This window comes from Methylocystis sp. (genome assembly GCF_050251305.1).
In the GTDB taxonomy this organism is placed as follows: domain Bacteria; phylum Pseudomonadota; class Alphaproteobacteria; order Rhizobiales; family Beijerinckiaceae; genus Methylocystis.
The window spans coordinates 1-23,385 of sequence record NZ_JBFWNB010000023.1 but is presented as its reverse complement, the minus strand read 5'-3'; the positions used below and the strand labels follow the sequence as shown (position 1 = coordinate 23,385).

Annotated in this window: 15 protein-coding genes; 3 read left to right on the top strand and 12 right to left on the bottom strand. The window is 62.8% G+C overall.

All coding sequences use genetic code 11. The features are described from left to right. Window positions 1–92: 92 nt before the first annotated feature. From AB7F41_RS09655 to AB7F41_RS09645, 3 genes are all read left to right on the top strand, one after another. Window positions 93–1,247, top strand: coding sequence for an efflux RND transporter periplasmic adaptor subunit (locus AB7F41_RS09655; protein ID WP_428383150.1), 1,155 nt, complete (start codon window positions 93–95; stop codon window positions 1,245–1,247). Further along, entirely contained in the window at window positions 1,240–4,407 is a 3,168-nt protein-coding gene (locus tag AB7F41_RS09650) for an efflux RND transporter permease subunit (RefSeq protein WP_428383148.1), read from the top strand. Before AB7F41_RS09655 ends, AB7F41_RS09650 begins: the two co-directional genes overlap by 8 nt. Window positions 4,408–4,470: 63 nt before the next feature. Then, window positions 4,471–5,988 carry an efflux transporter outer membrane subunit gene (locus tag AB7F41_RS09645; protein ID WP_428383147.1) on the top strand — a complete coding sequence of 506 codons (1,518 nt, stop codon included), beginning with the start codon at window positions 4,471–4,473 and terminating at the stop codon, window positions 5,986–5,988. 59 nt (window positions 5,989–6,047) lie between these two features. Here AB7F41_RS09645 and AB7F41_RS09640 read toward each other — a convergent pair whose 3' ends face one another. From AB7F41_RS09640 to AB7F41_RS09585, 12 genes are all read right to left on the bottom strand, one after another. After that, window positions 6,048–7,754, bottom strand: a complete 1,707-nt coding sequence (locus AB7F41_RS09640) for a bifunctional protein-serine/threonine kinase/phosphatase (RefSeq protein ID WP_428383146.1) — start codon at window positions 7,752–7,754, stop codon at window positions 6,048–6,050. 15 nt (window positions 7,755–7,769) lie between these two features. Further along, entirely contained in the window at window positions 7,770–9,032 is a 1,263-nt protein-coding gene (locus tag AB7F41_RS09635; RefSeq protein WP_428383144.1) for an MFS transporter, read from the bottom strand. 15 nt (window positions 9,033–9,047) lie between these two features. Beyond that, window positions 9,048–11,810, bottom strand: a complete 2,763-nt coding sequence (locus AB7F41_RS09630) for a molybdopterin-dependent oxidoreductase (RefSeq protein ID WP_428383142.1) — start codon at window positions 11,808–11,810, stop codon at window positions 9,048–9,050. Window positions 11,811–11,818: 8 nt separating this feature from the next. After that, window positions 11,819–13,414: a sulfite reductase subunit alpha gene (locus AB7F41_RS09625; protein WP_428383140.1), complete on the bottom strand. Its 1,596-nt coding sequence runs from the start codon at window positions 13,412–13,414 to the stop codon at window positions 11,819–11,821. Further along, entirely contained in the window at window positions 13,411–15,165 is a 1,755-nt protein-coding gene (locus tag AB7F41_RS09620; RefSeq protein ID WP_428383138.1) for a NirA family protein, read from the bottom strand. Before AB7F41_RS09620 ends, AB7F41_RS09625 begins: the two co-directional genes overlap by 4 nt. A 1-nt stretch (window position 15,166) precedes the next feature. After that, window positions 15,167–16,396 carry an NAD(P)/FAD-dependent oxidoreductase gene (locus AB7F41_RS09615; RefSeq protein ID WP_428383137.1) on the bottom strand — a complete coding sequence of 410 codons (1,230 nt, stop codon included), beginning with the start codon at window positions 16,394–16,396 and terminating at the stop codon, window positions 15,167–15,169. 324 nt (window positions 16,397–16,720) lie between these two features. After that, window positions 16,721–17,869: a CmpA/NrtA family ABC transporter substrate-binding protein gene (locus AB7F41_RS09610; protein WP_428383135.1), complete on the bottom strand. Its 1,149-nt coding sequence runs from the start codon at window positions 17,867–17,869 to the stop codon at window positions 16,721–16,723. Beyond that, window positions 17,866–18,489 (bottom strand): ANTAR domain-containing response regulator, encoded by a 624-nt coding sequence (locus tag AB7F41_RS09605; RefSeq protein WP_428383133.1) that lies wholly within the window; start codon window positions 18,487–18,489, stop codon window positions 17,866–17,868. The genes AB7F41_RS09610 and AB7F41_RS09605 overlap by 4 nt, the downstream gene beginning before the upstream one ends. Window positions 18,490–18,535: 46 nt before the next feature. After that, entirely contained in the window at window positions 18,536–19,555 is a 1,020-nt protein-coding gene (locus AB7F41_RS09600; protein ID WP_428383132.1) for an alpha-amylase, read from the bottom strand. 581 nt (window positions 19,556–20,136) lie between these two features. Then, window positions 20,137–20,883 carry a 2,3-dihydro-2,3-dihydroxybenzoate dehydrogenase gene (gene dhbA / locus AB7F41_RS09595; protein WP_428383130.1) on the bottom strand — a complete coding sequence of 249 codons (747 nt, stop codon included), beginning with the start codon at window positions 20,881–20,883 and terminating at the stop codon, window positions 20,137–20,139. Between the two features lie 17 nt (window positions 20,884–20,900). Next, window positions 20,901–21,788, bottom strand: coding sequence for an isochorismatase family protein (locus tag AB7F41_RS09590; protein WP_428383128.1), 888 nt, complete (start codon window positions 21,786–21,788; stop codon window positions 20,901–20,903). A gap of 8 nt (window positions 21,789–21,796) precedes the next feature. Continuing rightward, the coding region (locus AB7F41_RS09585; protein WP_428406526.1) for a (2,3-dihydroxybenzoyl)adenylate synthase at window positions 21,797–23,385 on the bottom strand (1,589 nt) is incomplete at its 5' end.

Here is a 23,385-nt window from a genome sequence, read left to right as displayed (position 1 = left end):
CAGGGAACGATCGACAGACCCCAATGGCCATGAGTCTGCGGAGCGCCAAACTAAACGTGAAACGGATGTGGGGTCTGGGAAGCAATTTTGCTTTGAGCCAGCGTCAAACGCTTGCCGCGGCGATCACGGCGCTTAGCGCATTAGCCTTATTTGCGGCGCTTCTTTATCTCGTTGGGCCAGAAAGGATTTTTTCCGGCAAGGAGCCTGGCGCGTCGGACAGGCGACGCACGCCGCCCTTCGTGCGGAAAGGCGACACGGTTTTCATCCCGGACGGGTCTCCCTATCGGTCGCATATTGTGGTCGCGCCGGCCGAGCTCCGCAACGTGAGCCTCAGTCGCGTCGTGCCCGGAACAGTCGAGGCCGATCCGGCCCGCACCGTGAGAGTGCTGGCCCCCGTCAACGGACGCGTCAGCGAGCTGAACGTCGAGCTTGGCGACAATGTCAAAAAGGGGCAGCCGCTCGCGACGATCGACTCGGGCGATCTGGCGCAGGCCATCGCCGACGCCGAAAAGGCGCGCGCCGCGGCGAGGCTGACAAAAAGCGCGCTTGACCGCGCCACGGGCCTCAACAAGGCGGGCGGCCTCGCGATGCGGGATCTCGAGCAGGCGCAAAACGACTATCTGCAGGCGACGTCGGAGTTGAAGCGCGCCGAAGCCCGCCTCGAGGTGATTGGCGATAACAGCAAGCTCACGGGTCAGCGCAAGATCACCCTCAATGCGCCGATCGACGGCACCATCACCGCGCTCGACACTGCGCCCGGCGATTTCATCGACAATACGACGGCGCCGATGATGACGATCTCCAACCTCGATCGCGTATGGGTGACCGCGAGCGTGCGCGAAAAGGATTTGTCCTTCGTCAAGAAGGAGGAGCGAGTCGAGGTCTCGCTCGTCGCCTATCCGGACAAGAAATTTCCCGGCAAAGTCGAAATCATCAGTCAATTGCTCGAAGCCGACACGCGGCGCAACAAGGTCCGCATCGCGTTCGACAATCCGAACGGGATCTTCAAGCTGAACATGTTCGCGACGGTGCGCTTTTTCTCGCCGCCCTCGAAGCGCGTCGTCGTGCCGCCTTCAGCGCTGATGATGGTCAATGACGAGTCGAGCGTCTTCGTCGAGGTCGCGCCATGGACCTTCAAGCGCAAGCCGGTCGAGCCCGAGACCGATATCGAGGGCCTTACAGTCGTCTCGGGACTCAACGCCGGCCAAAAGATCGTCGTGCGCGGCGGGATTCTTCTGAATGATTGAGCGGATCGTCGAGTTCTGCCTCAAGAACCGCGCCAGCGTGATTCTGGCAACGGCGCTGGTCTTCGCCTTCGGCGTCTATTCCTGGACGCAGCTCAAGATCGAGGCCTATCCCGAGATCGGCGACGTGACGGTTGTCGTGTCCACGCGGGCGACCGGCCTCGCCGCCGAGGAAGTCGAACAGCAGATCACCATCCCGCTCGAACGCGTGCTCGCGAGCACGCCGGGCCTCATCACCATCCGTTCGACGAGCACCTTCGCGCTGTCGCTCATCACCATGGTGTTCAAGGATGGCGTGGAGGACTATTGGGCGCGCCAGCGGGTGTTGGAGCGCATCGCGCAAGTGACGCTGCCGCCGAACATTCAGCCTGCGCTCGGGCCGCTGACCGGCCCGACCGGCGAAATTCTCAGATATACGCTGGAGTCGGACGCCAAAAATATCGAGGAGCTCTCCGAAATCCAGCGCTGGATCGTGGTTCCGGCGCTCAATCAGGTGCCCGGCGTCGCGAGCGTCGCCAATTTCGGCGGCGTCACGCGCCAGTTTCAACTACAGCTCGATCCCGTTGCGATGCAACGCTACGGGCTCGGCCTCAATGACGTGACCAGCGCCATCGTCGCAAACAGCGCCAGCGCCGGCGGCAGCCGCATCACCCGCGGCGAACAATCCTACGTCATTCGCAGCATCGGTCTGGTCCGCACCAAGGAGGACCTCGGGAACATCGTCATCGCCCAGCATGGCGGCGTGCCCGTGCTGACGCGCGACGTCGGCACGCCCCGATACAGCCAGCAAGAACGCGAAGGCATGCTGGGCAAGGATTATAATTCGAACGCCATTCAGGGCGTCGTGCAGATGCTGAAGGGCGAGAACGCCACAGTGGTTCTGGAGGCGGTGCACGCCAGAATCAATGAACTGAATGCGCAGTTGGCCCCGCAAGAGGTGAAAATCGTCCCGTACATGGACCGCAATGAGCTGGTGCAGCTCACGGTTTCCAAAGTCGGGCATACGGTCGCCGAGGGAATTATCCTCGTCGTCGTCATCCTCATGCTTTTTCTGGGAAGCCCGCGCAGCTCGCTGGTGGTTGCGGCGACGATTCCGCTCTCGCTGAGCTTCGCCTTCATTCTCATGAATTTCACCAAGCTGCCCGCCAATCTGCTTTCGCTTGGCTCGATCGACTTCGGCATTATCGTCGACGGCGCAATCATCGTGACTGAAGCGATTCTCAGACTGCGGGAGCACAATCCCGACCGGGAGCTTCGGGTCGTCGACGTCCAATTTGTCGTCGGTCAGGTTGTCCGGCCGATCTTCTTCGCCACCATCATTATCATCGCCGGCTATGTGCCGCTGCTCGGTCTGGAGCGCGTTGAGGCGCGACTCTTCGCGCCGGTCGCTTATACGATCGCCTATGCGCTCATCGGCGCCCTGCTGTGCACGCTGACCGTCGTTCCGAGCCTCGCCTATCTGGCGTTGCGTTATCCATCGCGTCCCTTCCACAATCGTCCGCTCGAATGGCTGGAGCGTCGCTACAGGGACGGGCTCTTCTTCTGTCTGCAGCGGCCAGCCGTGATCTATGTCGCGACGGCGCTGACCGTGTCTGGCCTCGTGGTGGCGGGCAGCGCTGTCGGACGCGATTTCCTGCCAAATCTCGACGAAGGGTCGCTTTGGCTGCAAGTGCAGCTTCCAAGCGGCATCTCCTTCGAGAAAGCGTCGGAGATGGCGAGCGATTTGCGCCAGACCGTGATGGAATTTCCCGAGGTGTCCTACGTCATCACCCAGATCGGCAGAAACGACGATCGCACCGACCCCTGGACGACGAGCCATATCGAAGCGCCGATCGGTCTCACCCCTTACGGCTCCTGGCCCGGCCGGGAAACCAAAGAACAATTTATCGCCAAGCTGACCAAACGCCTGCGTCAGCTTCCCGGCATGGAGATCGGCGTCAGCCAGCCCATCATCGACAACGTCAATGATCTCGTTAGCGGCGCGCACAGCGCGATGGTGGTCAAGGTCTTCGGCGAAGACCTCAAGGAAACGCGCCGAATTGGCAATGAAATCGTCGCCGCGCTGAAGACGGTCAAGGGCACGACGCAGACGTCGATCGTGCAGGAGCCGCCGATTCCGCAAATCGCCTTCCATATCGACCGCGCGGCGGCCGCGCGCTATGGCATCAATGTCGCCGATGTCTCCAATCTAATTCAGATCGGCGTGGGCGGCGCTTCCATCGGGCAGATTTACGTTAACGACCGCAGCTACGATATGACGGTGCGCTTTCCCTTTCAGGCGCGCAACAGCCCGGAAGAACTCAGCGATCTTTTTGTGAAGACGTCGCTTGGCGCGCAAATTCCTTTGTCGGCGATCGCCAAAATCTCGTTGCAGAACGGCGAGAGCGCGATCTCCCACGAGAAGACGAAGCGGGTGCTGACCATTCGACTCGACTACGCCGACCGCGACCTCAGCTCCTATCTTGCGGAGGCGCAGAAAACGGTCGCCGACACGGTCGCCTATGACAAACAGGCAAATAACGTCGTCTGGAGCGGCAAATTCGAAAATCAGCAGCGCGCGCAGGCGCGGCTCATGATCATCGCCGGCGTGGTGTTTCTCCTGATGCTACTGATCCTCTACATCGGCTTTGCAAGAATACGGAATGCGCTGCTCATTCTCGGCGTCGTTCCGCTTTCGGCGCTCGGCGGACTCGTCGCGCTCATCATGACCAGAGAGACGCTGAACGTGGCCACCGGCGTCGGTTTTCTGGCGCTGTTCGGCGTCGCTGTGCAGAACGGCATCATCATGGTGTCGCAACTCAATCGCGTCACCGCGGTGCATGTCGCCGCCGCGCGCGTGCGTCGCGGCGCGACGGACGTTTCCACCGAGGCGATTATGGGCGACGAGCGCGCCGAATTTCGCGATCGGGTGCTCGACGGCGCGGCCGAGAGGTTCCGCTCGGTGCTCATGACGTCGACCGTGCCTTTGGTCGGCATGCTCCCCGCCGCGCTGGCGACGGGCGTCGGCAGCGACGTGCAGCGCGGTCTCGGCACGGTCATCGTCGGCGGATTGATCGCGGCGACGGGCCTGATCCTCTTCGTAATTCCAACGCTGCATTTCGTCATCGAACGCTTTATGGAAAGGCGTATGAGGGCTGCGGCGAGCGGGAGCCAGGCGGTCTGATATCGGCCCATGGTCAAGACAGGCGACACAGGCATGCGGAGTACGGGCGCAGCAGCGCGGATAATGCGCGCGGCATTGCCCGCGTTGCTCGCCGCATCGCTTTGCGGCTGTCTGGTCGGACCTGATTTTGTTCAGCCGCCGGCGCCCGATGCGCCGCATTTCACGCCGGAAAAAACGGCGTCCCCTGGATTGGGCCAGCGTTTTGCGCAAGGCCGCGACATTCCGGAAGACTGGTGGACGCTGTATCGCTCAAAGCCGCTCGACGCGCTGGTGCGCGAGTCGCTTGACCACAATCCTTCGCTCGAGGCGGCCGAGGCGGCGATTGGCGTCGCTTATTACAACGCCGAAGCGCAAAAGGGCATACTGCTTCCGCAGATCGCGCTCCTCTCTAACGAGAGCCAAAACCTTCAATCGAACAACCGGTCGTACGGCGCAATCAACCAGTCGCTGTTCAACCAATTCTATCCGAGCCCTTACAACCTCATCACCGGCCAAGCGACTCCGAGCCCGGTAACGACCAATCCGACGGCGCCTTACGGCCTCTTCTTAAAGCAGCTCACGATCAGCTATGCGCCGGATATCTGGGGCCTCAACCGGCGTGGCGTCGAAGCCGCCGAGGCGCAGGCGGACCAGGCGGCGTTTCAGATGGAGGCCGCGCGGCTGGCGCTCACCTCCAATGTCGTCGTCGCCGCCATCCAGGAGGCCTCGATCCGCGGACAGATCGAGGCGACGAAGAACATCATCGCGATTTTCAAGGACTCGCTGCAAATCCTCAATCGGCAATATTCGTTCGGCTCGATCGCCAAAGCCGATGTGGTTGCGCAGGAGGCGGCGCTTGCGCAGGCCGAGCAGGCGCTGCCGCCGCTGGAAAAGCAGCTTGCGCTCCAGCGCGATCTGCTGACCGCGCTCGCCGGGCGTCTGTCCTTCGATCAGATCGAGCAGCAATTCAAGCTGTCGCAACTCAAGCTGCCGATGACGGTGCCGGTGAGCGTGCCGTCGATGCTGGTCGAACAACGTCCGGACATTCGCGCCGCGGAAGCCAATCTTCATGCCGCCACCGCCGCCGTCGGCATCGCGCGCGCGTCTCGTTTGCCCAATATCACGCTCTCCGCCAATCTGGGCGCCAGCGCCTTTCATGTCGCGCAGCTCTTTGCGCCGGGCACCGGATTCTACACGCTCGCCGCGAACGCCGCGGAGCCGCTCTTCGACGGGATGACGCTCTTGAATAAAGAGCGTTCCGCCGTGGCGGCGCTGGAACAGGCCGACGCCCAATATCGCAGCACCGTCGTCAACGCGTTTCAGAATGTCGCCGACGCGTTGCGTTCCCTGCAATCGGACGCCAAGGCCGTCGAAACCGCCCGCAAGAGCGAAGACGCCTCGCGACGCAGCCTCGATATCGTACGCATGCAATTGAAATATGGCCAGGTCTCTCAGATCGCGGTGTTCACCGCGCAGCGAATCTATTTCTCTGCGGCCTTGTTGCGCGTGCAGGCCGAAGCAACGCGTCTCGCCGATACGGCGGCGCTCTTCATGGCGCTCGGCGGGGGCTGGTGGAACCGCGAGCCGGAGATGCGGCGCTGAGCTGTCCTGCGGATGCGGACGCGCGCGAGCGCGTATCGCTCGCCACCCGAGACGCCGCCTTATCGATAAAAAACCGAAATCGATAACAAGATCGCGAGCAGCAAACAGAGCGTCTGCCAGAATATGAGAGGATTGCGTTCGTAGAGCGACTTCCTGCGCAGCGTCAGCGGTTGAGCGCGCGCCGAGCCGTTCTCGAGTTCGAAGGCGAATTCCAGCACGTCGCCGAAGCGGTCGTCGCGTTCGACGGCGATCGCTTTGAGGATCGCGGCGTCGAGCCATGCCGGAAGGTCCGGTCTCTTGAACGCGAGCGACGCCGGTTTCGTGAAACGCGGCCTGCTGAAGGGCTCGATTTCGCCGTAAGGGTAGCAACGGCTGAACATGCGATACACCGTAACGCCGAACGCAAAGAGATCCGACGCTTCGTCGCCGGCGGCGCCATCGAAAAGCTCGGGGGCCATATAGCTCGGCGTGCCGGGCGCATGCGCTTCCGGCAAATTCTCGAGGTTCGGCGCGCGGCAGACGCCGAGATCGACCAGCCGCAGCCCGCCGACCTTCGTCAAAATGACATTTTCCGGCTTGATGTCGCGATGAATGACGCCGCAGCGATGCAATGTCGCGATCGCGCGCGATAATCGCGCGGCGATTGAAACGCCTTCGGCAAGATCGATCCGCGGTTCGCGGCCCAGGCGCCGTTCCAATGTCTCGCCTTCATAGAACGGCATCGCCGAATACAGGCGCGTTTGTCGGCCCGGGGGAAGTTCGATCACTTCGCCGATGAAGGGACTTCTGACGCGCGCGGCGACCCAGGCTTCGTTGACGAAGGCCAGTCGGTAGGCGGTGTCGTCGGCGACGCGCGGATGCGGAAATTTCAACGCGGCCTCTTTGCCGTTCCGCATATCCGTGGCGCGCATCAACCGACTGTAGCGCCCTTCGGAAAGAAGCGCGTCGATTCGAAAGTCATCGACGTGGTCTCCGATCGCCGGCAATTCGCGAATTGGCAGCGATTCCAGCGCGGCCGACAAGGCGCGCGCGTCGGCGGGCGGCACATCGACGATGTCGACGACGAGCGCCGTGACATTGTCGTTGCTGCCCATGTCGAGCGCGGTCTGAACAATTTTTTCCGCGGTCTCCTGCGGCGCGCGCCTTTCGGCAAGCAATGCGTGAAGGCTGTCGTCCGTCAGCGCGCCATGGACGCCATCCGAACACAGCAGAAATCGATCATGCAGAGCGAGACTATGCATTCCCTGATCAAACGGGAGCGCATCCTCGAAGCCGATCGCGCGAAGGAGCGCATGCGCGAAATCGCCGCGACCGAGGGTGTGATCCTTCGTCAATCTCTCGAAGTCGTCGCCGGCGAGGCGATAGACGCGGGTGTCGCCGACGTGAAGGATGAAGGCCGTGCGACGCGACAGAATGAGCGCGCTGAACGTCGTCGCCATTCCTTGCAGAGCAGGATCGACCCGCGACTGCGCGGCGATCCAGCCGTTCGCGGCTTCGAGCGAACGGGCGGCGGCGCGGCTGACGCCCAAGGTCTCCGGCTGCGCATAATAGCCGTCGATGAAGGCGCGCACGGCCGTCTCAGCCGCTGCGCGCCCGCCCTTGTGGCCGCCGACGCCGTCGGCCACGGCGGCGACGACGCCCTGCAAGGCGCCGGCGCCGCCCGGACCGAAGCAATAGGCGACATAGTCCTGATTGTCCGGCCGTCGGCCCTTTTGTGTGGAAAAGCCCGCTTCGACTCGAAGATCATGGACGATGCGGAACGACACGAGTGTTTCTCAGCTTCAGATTCGCGCGCCGGAAACCGCGCCCCAGGTGGTGCGCCAGCGCGTCCTGACGAACACCAAACCTACGAGCCCGAGAAGCGCAAGGAAACCGAAGAACATGAACCCCAAGGTGAAGCCTCCCGTCGCCCCTTTTGAGAAGGCCAGAGTCTTGGCGAGGAAGAACCCGCCGAAACCGCCAGCGGCGCCGACAAGTCCGGTCATTGCGCCGATCTCGCGACGGAACCGTTGTGGCAGCAGCTGAAACACCGCGCCATTGCCCATCCCGAGCGACAAGACGCCGACCGAAAACAGCGCCACCGCCGCAAAAGCGACCGGCGGCAGCTGCATCAGGCTCCATCCTGCGAGGCCCTTGGCTGGCGCAGGTCCGGCCGGAAGAAAGGCGACGGCGAAATAACAGGCCGAGACGACGACAAAGAGAAACGACAGGGTTTTTACGCCGCCGATGCGGTCCGCGATGTAGCCGCCGACCGGCCTGAACCCGGAGCCGAACGCGACGATCAACGCGACCATGAGGCCCGCGGCGACGCCCGTCGCGTGGTATTGCGTCGTGAAATAGAGCGGAAGCGCCGAGGCGAGACCGACAAAGCCGCCGAAAGTGATGAAGTAGAAGAACATGAACCAGCGGCTGTCGGAGTCGGCGAGCATTTTGCCATAGTCGGCGAATTCAATCGTCGTCTTGGCGCCTGGCGCATCCTTGGCGGCCAACACATAGACGAGCAGCACCAGAACCATCAGCGCCAGCAGAACGCCGTAGACAGTCTGCCAACCGTACGCCTCAGCGATCGTCGGCGCAAAAAGCGTGTCGAGCACGACGCCCATATTGCCGGCGCCCGCGATGCCCAAGACCAGGCCTTGATATTGCGGCGGATACCAGCGGCCGGCCTGCGGCAGCGCGACCGCGAAGGAGGCGCCGGCGAGCCCAAGCGACAAGCCGAATAGTCCGATGGCCAGCGGACTGCTCAATCCGAAAACGCAGACGAGAGAGACGGCGAACATCACGATCGCCTGGGCGACGACGCCGGTCATTTTCGGACCGATCGAGTCGGCAAGGAGGCCGAGCGGCACGCGAAAGAACGCGCCTCCAAGCACTGGAATCGCGACGAGAGAGAGCTTGTCTTCGACGGAAATCGGCATGCCTTTGGTGATGTAGATCATCAGCGGGCCGAGCGAGACCCAGGCCATGAAGCTGATGTCAAAATAGAGGAAGGCCGCAAGCAGCGTCGGCCAGTGACCCGCCTTCCTAAAATCCGCGAGATTCATCAGATGCTCCTTCTTTCATGTTTGGCTTGCTTTCACGCTTGGCTTGTCCTCTCGCGCCAAATCCGCCGCAGACGCGGCTGCAAGAGAAATCTTGATCAGACGTTCGATTTCCGGCCGACACGAACCGCAATTGGAACCCGCGCGCGTCGCCTTCCCAACATCGGAAGCGGAAATGCATCCCTGTTGGATCGCCGCTTCAATCTGTCTTTGGCCGACGCTGAAGCATGAACAAACGAGCGGACCGTCATTGTTCGCCGCGAGGGCCGAACGCCCCGACAACAGCGACAGTCGCTGCGACGCCTCGACGCGCTCCTGTTCAAAGAGCTCGAGCGCCAGATCCCAAGGCGGCGCGAGAGGCGCCAGAGACCAGACGAGCGCCGCACGGTCCTCGAAAAAGGCGGCGCCGGAGAAACGCCCCTTCTTTTCGTCGATCAGCTGAATAACGTCTTCGCTCGACGCCGAGGCCTGAATGACGGCCGTCCAATCATCATCAGAGAGATCGGCGCCGACGCGATAGCCGTAGCCCTCTACAACCGCCACCCGCGTCCACCAGACGCCCAGGGGCAGAGCCAACGGCTGACGGGAGAGGAGAAAACCGTGGCGCGCAAAGCGCAGCGGCGTGATCGCGGCGGGCGTCGCCTTCGATTCCGGCTGACCCGACAATGGATCGACGACCGGCGCCACAAGCGCGCCGACGCGCGCATCTGCGGCGGTCTCATCGGTCCAGTGAATCGGCGCGAAGACATGGCCGGCCGGCTGGCGATCGGTCGTCACGACGCGCAGGACGCAGTTCCCATATCGGGTGGCGACGCGGGCGAATCCGCCATCTTCTACGCCAAGCGCCAAGGCGTCCAGCGGATTGATTTCGACGAAGGGCTCCGGGAGATGCCGCGCGAGGCGCGGACTCACGCCGGTGCGCGTCATAGTATGCCATTGATCCCGAATGCGGCCGGTGTTGAGCCGAAGCGGGAAGTCGTCGGTCAATGCGATCGCCAAACTTGGTTTCGCTGGCGCAATGAACGCCGCTCGCCCGTCCTTCGAGCAGAAGCCGCCTTCGGCGAAAAGGCGTTCGCGGCCCTTCTCTTCTCCCTCGCGAATTGGCCATTGAACCGGTTCGAGCGCTTCATATTCGGCGTCGCTCACCCGCGCGAGCCCGCCGATGTCGAAGGCGCGCGCGCCTGCGTTCTCAAATGCCGATAGCGCGGCGTGTTCACGAAAGACATCTGCAGCCGAGCGGAAGTCGAAGCCGTCAAAGCCCATGCGTCGCGCGACGTCGGCGAAAATTGACCAATCAGCGCGCGTTTCTCCCGGGGGCGGAAGAAATGCGCGCTGACGAGAAATGCGACGCTCGGAATTTGTCACCGTGCCGCTCTTCTCGCCCCACGCCTGCGCCGGCAACAGCAGATGCGCGCCGCTGTTGATCGTATCGTTCGACGCCACATTGTCTGAAACGATGAAGAGTTCGAGCTTGCCGAGCGCGGCGCGCGCCGCATCGGCGTTCGGGAGAGACGCCGCCGGATTGGTTCCCACGACCCACAGCGCCTTGACGTCGCCGCGCGCGACGGCGTCGAACATCTGCACCGCTTTCAATCCCTCGCGCGGCGCGACGCACGGCGCATTCCAAAACCGGCGAACGCGATCGATGCTTTCAGCGTCGAATCCCATATGCGCCGCAAGGCTGTTCGCGAGCCCGCCGACTTCACGTCCGCCCATCGCATTCGGCTGGCCGGTGAGCGAGAAAGGCGACGCGCCTGGCTTGCCGACGCGCCCCGTCGCGAGATGGCAATTGATGATGGCGTTGACCTTATCGGCGCCCTGCGCCGACTGGTTGACGCCTTGCGAGAAGGCTGTGACGGTTCGGGGCGTCTGCGCGAACAATTCGAAGAAGGTCGCAATATCGACCTCGCGCAATCCGGTCGTCATGGCGGTCGCTTCAATCGAAGCCGCGATCTGCTGAGCGCCCTTCAGCGCTTGCTGCAAGCCCACCGTGTGACGACCGACATATTCTTCATCGAAGGCGGCGACCTTCGCAAGATGGACGAGCAGGCCGCAGAACAGCGCCTGGTCGGCGCCTGGCGCGATCTGCAGGAAAAGATCGGCGGATTCCGCCGTCGGCGTGCTGCGCGTGTCGATGACGACAAGCCTCGCGCCGCGCTCCTCCTTGTTGCGGATGATGCGCTGAAACAGAACCGGATGGCACCATGCGGCGTTGGAGCCGACGAGCACGATCAGGTCGGCTTCATCGAGATCTTCGTAACAGCCCGGCACGACATCGGCGCCGAAAGCGCGCTTCTGGCCGGCGACCGTCGACGCCATGCAGAGACGCGAATTGGTGTCGACATTCGGCGAGCCGATGAATCCTTTCATCAGCTTGTTGGCGACGTAATAGTCTTCGGTCAGCAGCTGGCCGGAGAGATAGACCGCGACCGCCTCGGGGCCATGCCGATCGACGATGCGGCGCAGGCCGTTCGCGGTTTCATCCAGAGCCGCATCCCAGCTTACACGCGCAAAGGCGCCGTCGGCCTGGCGGCGCAGCGGATGAAGAAGCCGTCCTTCGAGTCCGAGCGTTTCGCCAAGCGCCGATCCCTTTGAGCAGAGGCGGCCGAAACTTGCGGGATGGGCCGGATCGCCGACGACGTCTTTGCTGGCGGCCGAGGCGAGCACGCCGCAGCCGACGCCGCAATAGGGGCAGGTCGAACGCGTCGCAACCGCCTGGCGCGGCGGCTGCCCAGGCTGAGAGTTTTCATGAGGCGCCGGCGCCAGGATTCCGTCGAGCATGAGCGGCCTCAATAGACGTCCTGCTGGTAGCGCCCGCTCTTCTTGAGTTGGGCGACGAAGGCGACCGCTTCATCGACGCTGCGCGCGCCAAATTCGGCAACGACGTCGACAAGCGCGCGTTCGACATCCTTGGCCATGCGCTGCGCGTCGCCGCAGACATAAATATGCGCGCCTTCCGCAAGCCACGCCCATAGTTCGCGGCCGGACTGGCGCATGCGATCCTGCACATAGAATTTCTCCGCGCCGTCGCGCGACCAGGCGAGCGACAGGCGAGTGAGCAGATCCGTCGACTTCATGGCTTCGAATTCGTCGGCGTAGAAAAAATCGCAGGCGGAACGCTGATGGCCGAAGAACAGCCAGTTCTTTCCCTCCGCGCGCGTCGCCCCACGCTCCTGCAAAAAAGCGCGAAACGGCGCAACGCCGGTGCCGGGCCCGATCATGATGATCGGCGTCGCAGGATTGTCCGGCAGGGCGAAGCCATGCGCCACCTGAACATAGACCGAAACGCCGTCGCCCGGCGCGATGCGTTCGGCGAGAAACGTCGAAGCGACTCCAAGACGCTTGCGTTTGCCGACAGCGTAACGGACGGCGTCGACTGTCAAGGACAGGCGTCCTGGCGCCGCCTTCGGAGACGACGAGATGGAATAGAGGCGCGGCTGCAGAGGCTCCAGCGCTTCGACGAAAGCTTCCGGGTGGGGGCGCGCATTCGAAAACTTCTGCAGCACGGCGAGCACGTCGAGCGTCGTCGCGTCGCCGTCCGGATCCTCGCCTTGCGCGAGCAATCGCGCCTTTTCGCGCTGCGCGCCGCCGGTGATGAAGGAGATCAATTCAAACAGCGCATCGGGCGCCGGCGACAGCGAAACGTCGCTGAGCAAGGCGTCGCGCAGGGTTTTACCGCCCACCGGCGTCGTATGCGATGCGCCAAGCGTGGCGATGATCTGATCGACGAGGCCGAGATCATTTTTGGGAAACACGCCGAAACTATCGCCGGCCTTGTAGCTCAGATCGCTTGCGGCGAGATCGAATTCGATATGCCATGTCTCCTTTTCGGAGCCGTCCTTGTTGAGCCGACGGCGCGAAAGGAAGGTCGCGCAAGCGGGCGTGTCGCGCGATCGGCCAGGCGCGCAAGCGACGGCCGGTTCAGCCGGCGCAACATCCGCCGGCGCCGCTGTCGCCTGCTCCAGTTCCGTCGCCAGCGCCTTCAGCGTGCGCGCCGTGTCCTTGCCGCCGGGCGCGCACAAGTTCAGGCGTTCTTCTTTTCGAGCCGCGAGCGCGTCCGCATAAGTTTCACAATTGTAACCGCACTGGCCGCAGTCCTGTTGCGCCATGGCCGCCATCATGCGGCGACGTAGCGGACGGCCTTGCGCAAGCTGCATGCGCGCATCGAGCGCAAACGTCTGGTCATGCCAGGGCGCTTCGCCATCATCGCCATCGCCCGACGCGCTGGCCAGGACGGCGGCGTTGGCCTCCGGCGACAGCGGCGTGATGGAACCGTCGTCTGGGGCGGCGAAGCCGGCAAAGAATCCACTGAGCCAGGCGCGCTGTTCGGGCGTGAACGGCGCGTTCGGCGGAATGAGAAACGTCGGGGAGGACAGATGAGTCACGCCATGCTCTCCTCATTGGCGAGACGACGCAGCGTATCCATGTCGTGACGGCGCGCGAAGGCGACAAAGGTTTCGTCCGCATCCGCACGGTGCTTTCGATAGGCGCGCAGAATTCTCGCCACCACCTGCGGCGCGTCTTGCGCTTTCACATTCTGGTAGAACTCGGACGCGATGCGGGCGTCTTCTCCAAAGCCGCCGCCGACGAGGATGTGATAGCCTTCGACGGCGTCGTCCTCTTCGTTCACGGCTACGCGCGCGCCAATCAGCCCGATGTCGCCGATGTAATGCTGCGCGCATGAGTGATGGCAGCCGGTCAGGTGGATGTTGATCGGCGCATCGATCGGGGCAGCCTTTTCACAAAATGCAGCGATTTCTTCGGCATGCCGCTTCGTGTCGGCGGCGGCGAAGCGGCAGCCGGAATTCCCCGTGCAGGCGACGAGTCCGGCGCGAATCGGCGAGGCCTTTGTCGAAAGGCCGAGCGTCTCGATCATCGCGACAGCTTCGGCGACCAGGCGGTCGGCCACGCCGGTGATCAGCACATTCTGCCAGACCGTGAGACGCAGACCGCCGTCGCCGAATTGGCGCGCGATCTCGGAGAGACCGCGCGCCTGCTCGGGGGTGAAACGACCGACCGGCAGCGTAACGCCGATCCAATTCAGGCCCGGCTCCTTTTGCTGATGCACGCCAATATGGGCGGCGCGATCCTGGCGCGGGCGCGCGTCAATCGCGTCGGCTCCCACGCGAAGCAATTTGCGTCCGAGCTTGTCTTCGACGGCGCCGAGGAATCTGTCGAAGCCCCAGGCGTCGAGCACATATTTCAGGCGCGCTTTGGCGCGGTTGGTCCGATCGCCATGCTCGATGAAGACGCGCAGAACCTTGTCGGCGACCTCCACCGCTTCGTCCGGCGGGACGATCACGCCAGTGTCGCGAGCGAAATCCTTGTGACCGGTGACGCCGCCGAGCGCAAGACGAAAATAGACGCCCGGCGCGACGCCCTGCCCCTCTTTCACGACGACGGCCTGAAAGCCGATGTCGTTCGTGTCCTCGAGCGCGCCGATCAATCCCGCGCCGTCAAAGGCGATGTTGAATTTGCGCGGGAGGCCATAGAGCGAGCGGTCGTTGAGAATATGATGATGCATCGCGCGCGCGTAGGGGCGCGTGTCGATGAGTTCCTGCGGATCGACGCCCGCGGTCGGCGTGCCGGTGACGTTACGGATGTTGTCGGCGCCCGAGCCCCTGCTCCAGAGTCCGAGATCCTGAATCGCCTCGACGATGTTGGTCGCGTTCTTTGGCGCAATCTCGCGAATCTGGATGTTGGCGCGCGTCGTCACATGCAGATAGCCGCCGCCATAGGTCTCCGCGAGATCCGCGAGGCCGGCGAACTGCCAATGCGTGAGCGCGCCATTGGGAATGCGCAGCCGGCACATATAGGAGTCCTGCGCCGGCGCGACATAGAAGAGCCCGTAGTAGCGCCAACGGAAATTGTCGGCGGGCTTTGGCGGCGCATTCTCTTTCGCCTGCGCGACGAGCCGCGGCCAGGCGTCGAAAGGATGCTCTTCGCGCTTCCATTTCTCCTGATCGTTCAGCTTGCCGCCTGCGGCGACAACCCGATCCTGCGCCAAGACATGCGCGGCGTCGGGCCCCGTCGGCTGCGCTTGCGGAACCGGCGCCTTTTGTCCGCTGCGCGCCGAGAAACCGGCGGCAAAGCCTTCAAGATAGCGCTTCTGATCGAGCGTGAAATCGACGGACATCTCAGGCGGCCTCTTGGATCAGCGGACCGAACATCAAATCGTCGCACATGGACGAAATGTCCGCGCCGGAGCGGATGAGATCGAGGAGATCGGCAGCGCCGTTGGTGTCTCCGATCAGGATTGCGCCAATGAGTCTGTCGCGGCGGACGACGAGCTTGCGATAGATTCCCATGCGCGGGTCTTTGCAGACGATGCGGCGCGCACCGTCTTCGCCGAGATAATCGCCGGCCGAAAAAACACGCACGCCGGAGACTTTCAGATTGGTGGAGACGACGCTGCCGCAGTAGGAGGCGTCTTGTCCGGCGAGGCGCATGGCGAGAACGCGTCCCTGCTCATAGGCAGGCTCGACGAGTCCGTAACAGGCGCCGCGATGTTCGGCGCATTCGCCGATGGCGAAGACGCCTGGCGCGCGCGTCTCAAGACCGTCGTCGACGACGACCCCGCGCCCAACGTGAAGACCTGCTTCTCGCGCAAGGCCGGCGTTGGGCTGAATGCCGACGGCGAATATCACGTCGTCCGCTGGAATCGTTCGGCCGTCGATGAACGCTATTGTTTCAACGCGGCCTGCGCCGTCGATGCGCGTCGTCTGCGCGTTGAGCAGCACGCGCACGCCGCGTTCCTCGACGAGACGGCGAAGGATTTCCGCGCCCTCCGCATCGAGCTGACGCTCCATCAGCCGATCCATGACATGGACGAGCGTCACGTCGACGCCGCGCCGCGCGAGACCATAGGCGGCCTCGAGTCCGAGGAGGCCGCCGCCGATGACGACGGCGCGCGTGTTCTTCGCGAAGCGCGACAGCGCCTCGACGTCCTCTACGTCACGGAAGACGTGAACGCCCGGCAGATCGGCGCCGTCGATCGGCAGTCTCGCCGCGCGCGAGCCCGTGGCCAGCACAAGTTTCGAATAGCCGACGCTATCGCCATTATCGAGAATGAGGCGCCCTTCTGGGACGTAGATCTTGACGACCCTGCGGCCGCTCAGAGTTTCGACGCCGGCCGAGCGCCACCATTGGCTGGGCTTGAGCTCGATGTCGTCGACCGACAATTCTCCTGCCAGCACCGAAGACAGCAGCACACGGTTATAAGCCAGCCGCGACTCTTCCCCGATCACCAGGATATCGTATTGACCGGGCGCCCGGCTCGTCAGCTCCTCGACGAAGCGCGTGGCGGCCATGCCTGCGCCAACGACGACGAGGTTTTCGCGGCTTTTACACTTCTGCGATCCAGTCATGTGTCGACTCTGCTGAACGGCCGACGGTCCGGTCACAGGTCGCTTCGCCTAAGTCTGGCATGATTTGGCAAGACGACCGAAGCGCGACGCGATTGCGAAGCCGCTTCTGTGACGGAGCCCGTCCTTGGGCTCGTTCCGGCGGACCGGCGGTCGTCGTTGACCAAAGGGGGTGTTGCATGTTTCAGGCCAATGGCGGCCCGATCAGTTTTTCCCGCCAAATGCAGGACTTTAGCGCTTATCGAGGGAATTGGCCGGCGTTCGCGGCGCCGAATGCTTAGGCGGCAGGCGCCTAACTTCTGGCGCTTTCGGGCAGCGGTTCAGCGCTCACACGCGTCGTCCGATGACAAAACCGGCGAGATAGTCCTCATAGCTTTGACCATCGAAGGACGGACCCGCAAAGGCGCTGATTTCATGTTCAACATGCGCCTCCCCGAGCACGGCGTCGAATAGATCGGCGCGCAAGACGCGCTTCGCCTGATCAGCCATGGTTCGCGCATAGCGCGTCTGCCCCCAGCGCAGCATCTGCGCATAGATCCATTCGGCCTGACGCGGCTCCGGCCGCATCGCGCCGTCTCTTCCGATGAGGAGATAGTCGACGTCCTCCCGCTCGTCTCGCCCGTTGATGCGCAAATGGCCTGTCAGCACGCGGCGAATGAATTCGGCGTCGACGCCGACATATTCCGGACGCGACAGAATCTGCGAAACCTCATCCCGGTTTGGCGGATCGTCGACGAAGGCGGCGCCCTTCTCCAGGGCGCGGACCAGAGCGGCCACAAGATTGGGATCGTCGCCGGCGAAGCTCTCTCGCAACGCAAGGACCTTCTCGGGAGCGCGCGCAAAGATCTCGCAGCCGAAATGAAGAATGACGCCGATGCCTGCGTCGACCGCAAGAGAGCTCCACGGCGCGCCGACGCAAAAGCCGTCGAGCTGGCCGCGCGCGAGATTTTCCACCATGTAGGACGGCGGCAAGACGATCAGCCGCAGGTCTTCGTCAGGATCGATTCCGCCCTCCGCCATCCAATAGCGCAGCTGATAATTATGCGTCGAAAAAGGGAAGGTCATGCCGAAGGTCAACGGCTCTCGTCCCTCGGCGCGGCGGCGCGCGACGAGTTTCGCCAGGGCGCGCGCGGTCTGCGCCGGATGAGCGACCGCGTCTTCCGCCGACAGTTCCGCATGAAGCGCCGTCGACACCGTAATCGCGTTGCCGTTCATCGCAAGATTGATCGGCGCGACGAGCGGGACGCGCACATGGCCTAGACCAAGAGTGGATGCGACCGCCATCGGCGCCAGAAGATGCGCCGCGTCGAAACGGCCGATGGCGAGCTTGTCTCTCACATTCGCCCAGGACACTTCGCGGATCAGCTCGACGTCGAGCCCCTCCGCTCTGGCGAAACCTTTTTCGGTCGCGATCAACAGCGCCGCGGAGTCGACAAGCGGAATGAAGCCGATTCTCACATGCGCTTCTCCGGTCATTTGAACATCTCCGCCGCAGTGATGACCGAGCGGGCGATCTCGATGATTTTCTTGTTCTCGCGCATCGCCGCGCCACGCATCATCTTGTAAGCGTCCTCTTCGGACAGCTTCTTCGCCTTCATCAGAATGCCTTTGGCGCGTTCAATCGTCTTGCGCTCCTCCAGATCGGATTTGGCTTGCTCGAGATCGTCCTGAAGCTTGGAGAAGGCCCTGAATCGCGACACGCACAGATCGAGAATCGATTTGATGCGCTCCTTTTTCAATCCGTCCACGATATAGGCCGAAACGCCAGCGTCGACCGACGCCTGAATGGACGCCGTATCGCTCTGGTCGACGAACATTGCGATCGGACGGCGCACCGCGCGACTGACCTGAAACATCTGTTCGAGCGTGTCGCGCGAAGGATTTTCGAGATCGATCAGGATGACGTCAGGATCAATGGCGTAAATCTGCTTCAGCAGATTGTGCATTTCGCCGATGCGCTCCACTTTCGGGAAGCCGGCTTCACGCAGCCCTTCCTCGAGGATCAAGGAGCGAATGGGGCTTTCGTCGACGATGACGATCTTCAATTGGCGGCATCCGGTGGGCGCAAAATCGGTCGTGCATGCCGGTCGTTGCATCGTCAGTTGTCAGACTCGCGACGCCCGCCCGGCGCGATCCACGCGGTTATCTCTTGTACCGCAACGATATCCCGGCCTGCCAGTTTTTCATAATCTGCGGACCATTGAGGTTCTGATATACGGGAAGGCCTGCTTCGCCCGCGAGCGTCCAGTTGTCGTAACCGATGAACGCGCCGCTGATCGTCCCGCCGCCAAAGAGCTCCACCCGCTGTCCGCCGTAGAAGGCTGGATTGGCGGGCACGGCCGGTCCGCGGATCTCTGGGTCGAACCCCCGGATCGGGCCCTGCAGTGAGGCGTTCACACGTAGCGTCGTGGTAAAGCCCGGAATCCAAGAATATCCGCCCCATCCGCTGAAGTCATGAAGATCGCCCCACAGATAGCCTTGCGGATTGGGCGCGAGCGGGAAGCGCCCGCGATAAGAGGCGCCCCACGACCACGGCCCGCTAAAGCCGGCATAAACAACGCCCGGCATGACGTCGAACGTGCCCGTGCCGATCTGCATCCCATAGAAGCCGCGGATGTTCTGGCGGACCCCGGTCGGCAGCAGGAAGTTGTTGAACGTCGCGTAGTTGCTGCCGGTCGGGAAGGAAAACCCGAGATTGACCATGACGCGGTGGACGTCGTCATGATAGACGCGATACACCCCGGACAAGCTGAAGTCGGCGAGGCCTTCTGTTCCCGGATAGCTCCTGCCCAGCGGCAAAATGCCGGATGTTCCCTTGAAGGTGAGCGCTTCCAGGCTTTTCTCGGCGAAGCCAGCCGTGAGAACCGCCGCAAGATCGTCGGTCACGCCGTAACTGAGCCCGAGGATCTGCGTTCTGAACGATATATTTTGAGGAACGATCCGCACGGTTTGCTTGGGGTTAAGGAAGAACGGCACGGTCGTGACGATGTATTCGTTAGAAACCGTTCGCGTGCCCATTTTGATTCCGGCGAGATTGCCGAATGCGGAGTTGATCGAAACGACGAGTTTGCCGGCTCCAGGCACGGCGGCCCCGAAGACCCCCATCGGCGCGGGCGGCGGCGCGGGAGGCTTTGAGGCGGCGCGAGTCGAATCGGCCTGCATGGGCGGCGTCGCCGGTTGAGGCGGCTGTACCGACGCCCCCGCAGGGATCGGCTTCCGAGGCGCGGCGTTCGCGTCGGCGGCGACAAGCGCGGCCGCGACGGCCATCGCGAATGCGCCGCACGACCGCGGCTGTGGGAGCGTCGCTCCCTGTGGCTGTGCTCTCTTCATCGCAAACCTCATCTGCATCCGGGCGATGCGCAACGAAAAAAGCCGCTGCCTGAACGCCTGCGCAGCAGACGTTCAGGACAGCGGCAATGCTGGGGGCCCTTCGCTGGACCGGTCGACGTCGCGAACGACGTCCTCGCGCCGGCGGATGCAAGCGCGGCGCCATCTACGGCAAAAACTTGCTGAAATCATTCAACCACAAGGAACGGCAGGTTCTTGCGCGCACGAAAAACCCGCGCGAACGCAGCTCGCGTTAACGGCGCTCTGCTCGAATTGCAGCAGCGGACGCTGAAAAAATCCGCAGTCTGCCGCATTGGCGACAGCCGCGGCATTGGCGGCGCGCCAGCGACTCAGCTCAGCGTCGGAACGTCAGGAGCGCGGCTCCCGATCGGCGACGAAGAGCGCTTACGCCGCCGTCAGGCTGCGAGCGTCGCGCCGCCATCGACGACAAGATCCTGCAGCGTGATGTGGCTTGCGAGATCCGATGCAAGAAAGACGACGGCGCTCGCGATTTCCTCCGGAGTCGCGATCTTTCCGAGAGGAATGCCCAATTTATAGGATACGGGATCGCCGGCGATCACCTGCTTTTCTCCCTCGGCCGAACGCCACATCGACCGCTGCATCGCGGTGTCGGTTGAGCCGGGAGAGACGAGATTGCATCTCACGCCATAAGGCGCGAGCTCCAAGCCGACGCATTGAGTCAGACTGGTCAGCGCCGCCTTCGAGGCGCAATAGGCGCTCATTAGCATGCGCGGCGCATGCGCTGCGTTGGAGCCGACGCTGACGATGGCTCCCGAGCGCTGCCGTTTGAACTGCGGGATCGTCTGCTGAAAGAGGTGAAAAGGGCCGGCCGCGTTGACCGCCATGCAGGCGGCCCAATCATCCCCGCTCAGCTCTTCCGTCAACCCGAGCCGCAGGATTCCGGCGGCGCTCACCAGCACGTCCAATCGCAGACGCTCTTCCAGCAGGGTTCGGCAGAGGCCCTGCACCTCGTCGCGATCGCTGACGTCGACGCGCATCGTTGCAAAAGGGTAGTTCGAAGCCGAAAAGGCCTTGTCCAATCCGACGACGTCGCCGCCCAGCGCCGTAAAGCGAACCGCTGTCTGATAGCCAATTCCCTGGCCGGCGCCCGTCACCCAGATCCGCTTTCCTGAAAAATCCATTGGCGGCGGCTCTGTCGTCACGCTGCAACGTCCGCGGAGAGCCGACGGTCGATGATCTCCCACCAGCCGTTCAAAGTCGGATTTTTCGCCAGCTCCTCAAAGCCGACATCGACGCCGCGCCTGCGCCATTCCGTGACCAGCATCATCACTTGCACCGAATCGAGTCCGTAATCGATAAGGTTCTCGTCGGCGTCGAATTCCGCCTCCTCGACCTCGAGCGCCGACAGGAGCTGCTTCTTGATGTCTTCTCTGGTGAGCAAAGCGGCATGCCCCTTTCCTGCGGCGAGCACATCCTCGACGCCGATGGCCATGCCGCAGCGCCCGGCGACATAGTTCAGAGTCATGAGGTGATCTTCACGCGAAAAATCGCCGATCGCATCGGCGATCACAAAGGGCTTGATGTCCTGCATGAACGCGTCGAGCGCCGTGGTCAGGCAGCCAATGTGGCCGTAGACGCCGCAGATCGCGAGCTGATCCCTGCCCATATCCTTCATCATCTCAGCGAGAGTCGAGCGCTTGAAGGCGCTATAGCGCCACTTGGTCAGCACAATGTCGTCCGCTTCCGGCGCCAGCGGCGCGACGATTTTGTGCAGGTCCGGATGGGCGTTGAGACCCGGCCCCCACATATCGTTCAACAACCCTCGATCCTGATCGCTCTGCTCAATCGGCTGCGCGGTATAAATCACCGGCGCGCCGTGAGCCTTGAAAAAGGCGCGCAATTTTCGAATGTTCGAAACGAGCTGATCGACCAATGGACTCTCTGCGCCATAGAAACCGACGAAATAGTCTTGCATGTCATGTATGAGCAGCGCCGCCCGTTCGGGCGCAAGGCTCCAGCCGACTTTGTTTATTCGGAACGAATCCGCGCTCGGCATGGCGTAAGATGCAAGGGATTGTATGGCCATGATTCTTCCTATTCGCTTGGGATGTCGCGCTTCGTCTCGATGTTGCTGCGCAGAGTTTGTTTGTCGATTTTCCCGAAGGCCGTCAGCGGCATCTGATCGAGAAATTCGAAACGATCAGGGAGCTTGAATTCAGCGACTCCCTGGCTCCGCAGATGCTTCCGCAAGGCGATCGGACGGAGCGCGGCGTCGCTTGTGACAATGTACGCGCAACTTTTCTCGCCCATCAGCGAATCGGGAATGGAAATGAGCGCGGCGTGCAGGACGGCGTCGTGCCGCAGCAGGAGATTCTCGATCTCTTCCGCCGCGATCTTCTCGCCGCCGCGGTTGATCTGATCCTTCTTGCGGCCGACGACTTTCAAATATCCGTCCGGCGTCAGTTCGACGAGATCGCCCGTGCGATAGAAGCCCTCGTCATCGAAGGCGCGGGCGTTGTATTCGGGAGAGCGGTAATACCCGCGGATAGTGTAGGGACCGCGCGTCAACAGCTCCCCGATCTGGCCTGCGGCCGCCTCTCCGCCGCTTGCGTCGACGACTTTCACTTCATCGTCTGGACTCATCGGCCGGCCTTGCGTCGTGAAAACGCGCCCGGAATTGTCATCGAGATCCGTATAGTTCACGAGCCCTTCCGCCATGCCGAAGACCTGCTGCAGCCGGCAGCCGAAGACGGCGACGAGTCGTCTGGCGACTCCCTCATTGAGTCGCGCGCCGCCGACCTGCATCACCGTCAGCTGCGGCGCGCCAAGAGGTTCGTCGACTGCAGAGTCGAGCCATAGCGAAGCGATCGTCGGCACGATCGCCGTGAAATTCACCCTATGGCGTCGAATGAGCTCAAAGCAGAGGCTGGCGCTCGGGTTTTGCGCCATCACGACCGTTCCGCCAGAATGAAACACGCCGAGCGCCCCGGGCGAGCTGAGCGGAAAATTATGCGCCGCTGGAAGCGCGCACAGATAGCGGCTCTCCGGCGTCAGACGGCAAATCTCAGCGCTGCGCCGCACGCTGTAGGCGTAATCGTCATGCGTGCGCGGAATGAGCTTGGGCGCGCCGGTGCTGCCTCCCGACAATTGGAAGAACGCCACTTCATCGGGCGCAGAAGGGCGCAGATCGCCCACCGCGCCGATCGAGTCGCCCTCCCACAGCGACTCCAGACGTTCAGCATATTCAGTTGGTCCATGGATCAAGACGACCCTTAACGCTGGCGAGACGCTTTGCAGACGTCTCAGGTAGGCGTCATCGGGGAAAAGGCGATGTTCCGCGGATGCGATCAGAAGTTTCGGCTGAAGCTGTTCGGCATAGGCCGTCATCTCCAGCCGGTCATGATTGAACAGCGCATTCACCGGCGCCGCGCCGATCTTCAGCAACGCAAAAAAGACGATGTAAAATTCGGCCACATTCGGGAGTTGCACGAGCGCCTTATCGCCAGTCGCAATTCCACGCCGCGCGAGGCTGCACGCAAGCCGCGACGATCTGGCGTCGAGTTCCGCGTAAGTGAAATGTCGATCGCCGCAAATCAGCGCGATCGCGTCGGGGGCGCGCCGGCGCGCGGACAGCAAAAACTCCGTCAGCGGCGCGCCGCGCCAATAGCCCTGTTCGCGATATT

Bases quoted from the DNA above. Each gene is read 5' to 3' on its own strand.
- AB7F41_RS09650 (WP_428383148.1), top strand. From the start codon at position 1,240: ATGATTGAGCGGATCGTCGAGTTCTGCCTCAAGAACCGCGCCAGCGTG.
- AB7F41_RS09600 (WP_428383132.1), bottom strand. From the start codon at position 19,555: ATGCAGGCCGATTCGACTCGCGCCGCCTCAAAGCCTCCCGCGCCGCCG.
- AB7F41_RS09605 (WP_428383133.1), bottom strand. From the start codon at position 18,489: ATGCAACGACCGGCATGCACGACCGATTTTGCGCCCACCGGATGCCGC.
- dhbA (WP_428383130.1), bottom strand. From the start codon at position 20,883: ATGGATTTTTCAGGAAAGCGGATCTGGGTGACGGGCGCCGGCCAGGGA.
- AB7F41_RS09620 (WP_428383138.1), bottom strand. From the start codon at position 15,165: ATGTCCGTCGATTTCACGCTCGATCAGAAGCGCTATCTTGAAGGCTTT.
- AB7F41_RS09635 (WP_428383144.1), bottom strand. From the start codon at position 9,032: ATGAATCTCGCGGATTTTAGGAAGGCGGGTCACTGGCCGACGCTGCTT.
- AB7F41_RS09645 (WP_428383147.1), top strand. From the start codon at position 4,471: ATGCGCGCGGCATTGCCCGCGTTGCTCGCCGCATCGCTTTGCGGCTGT.
- AB7F41_RS09630 (WP_428383142.1), bottom strand. From the start codon at position 11,810: ATGCTCGACGGAATCCTGGCGCCGGCGCCTCATGAAAACTCTCAGCCT.
- AB7F41_RS09610 (WP_428383135.1), bottom strand. From the start codon at position 17,869: ATGACCGGAGAAGCGCATGTGAGAATCGGCTTCATTCCGCTTGTCGAC.
- AB7F41_RS09615 (WP_428383137.1), bottom strand. From the start codon at position 16,396: ATGACTGGATCGCAGAAGTGTAAAAGCCGCGAAAACCTCGTCGTCGTT.
- AB7F41_RS09590 (WP_428383128.1), bottom strand. From the start codon at position 21,788: ATGGCCATACAATCCCTTGCATCTTACGCCATGCCGAGCGCGGATTCG.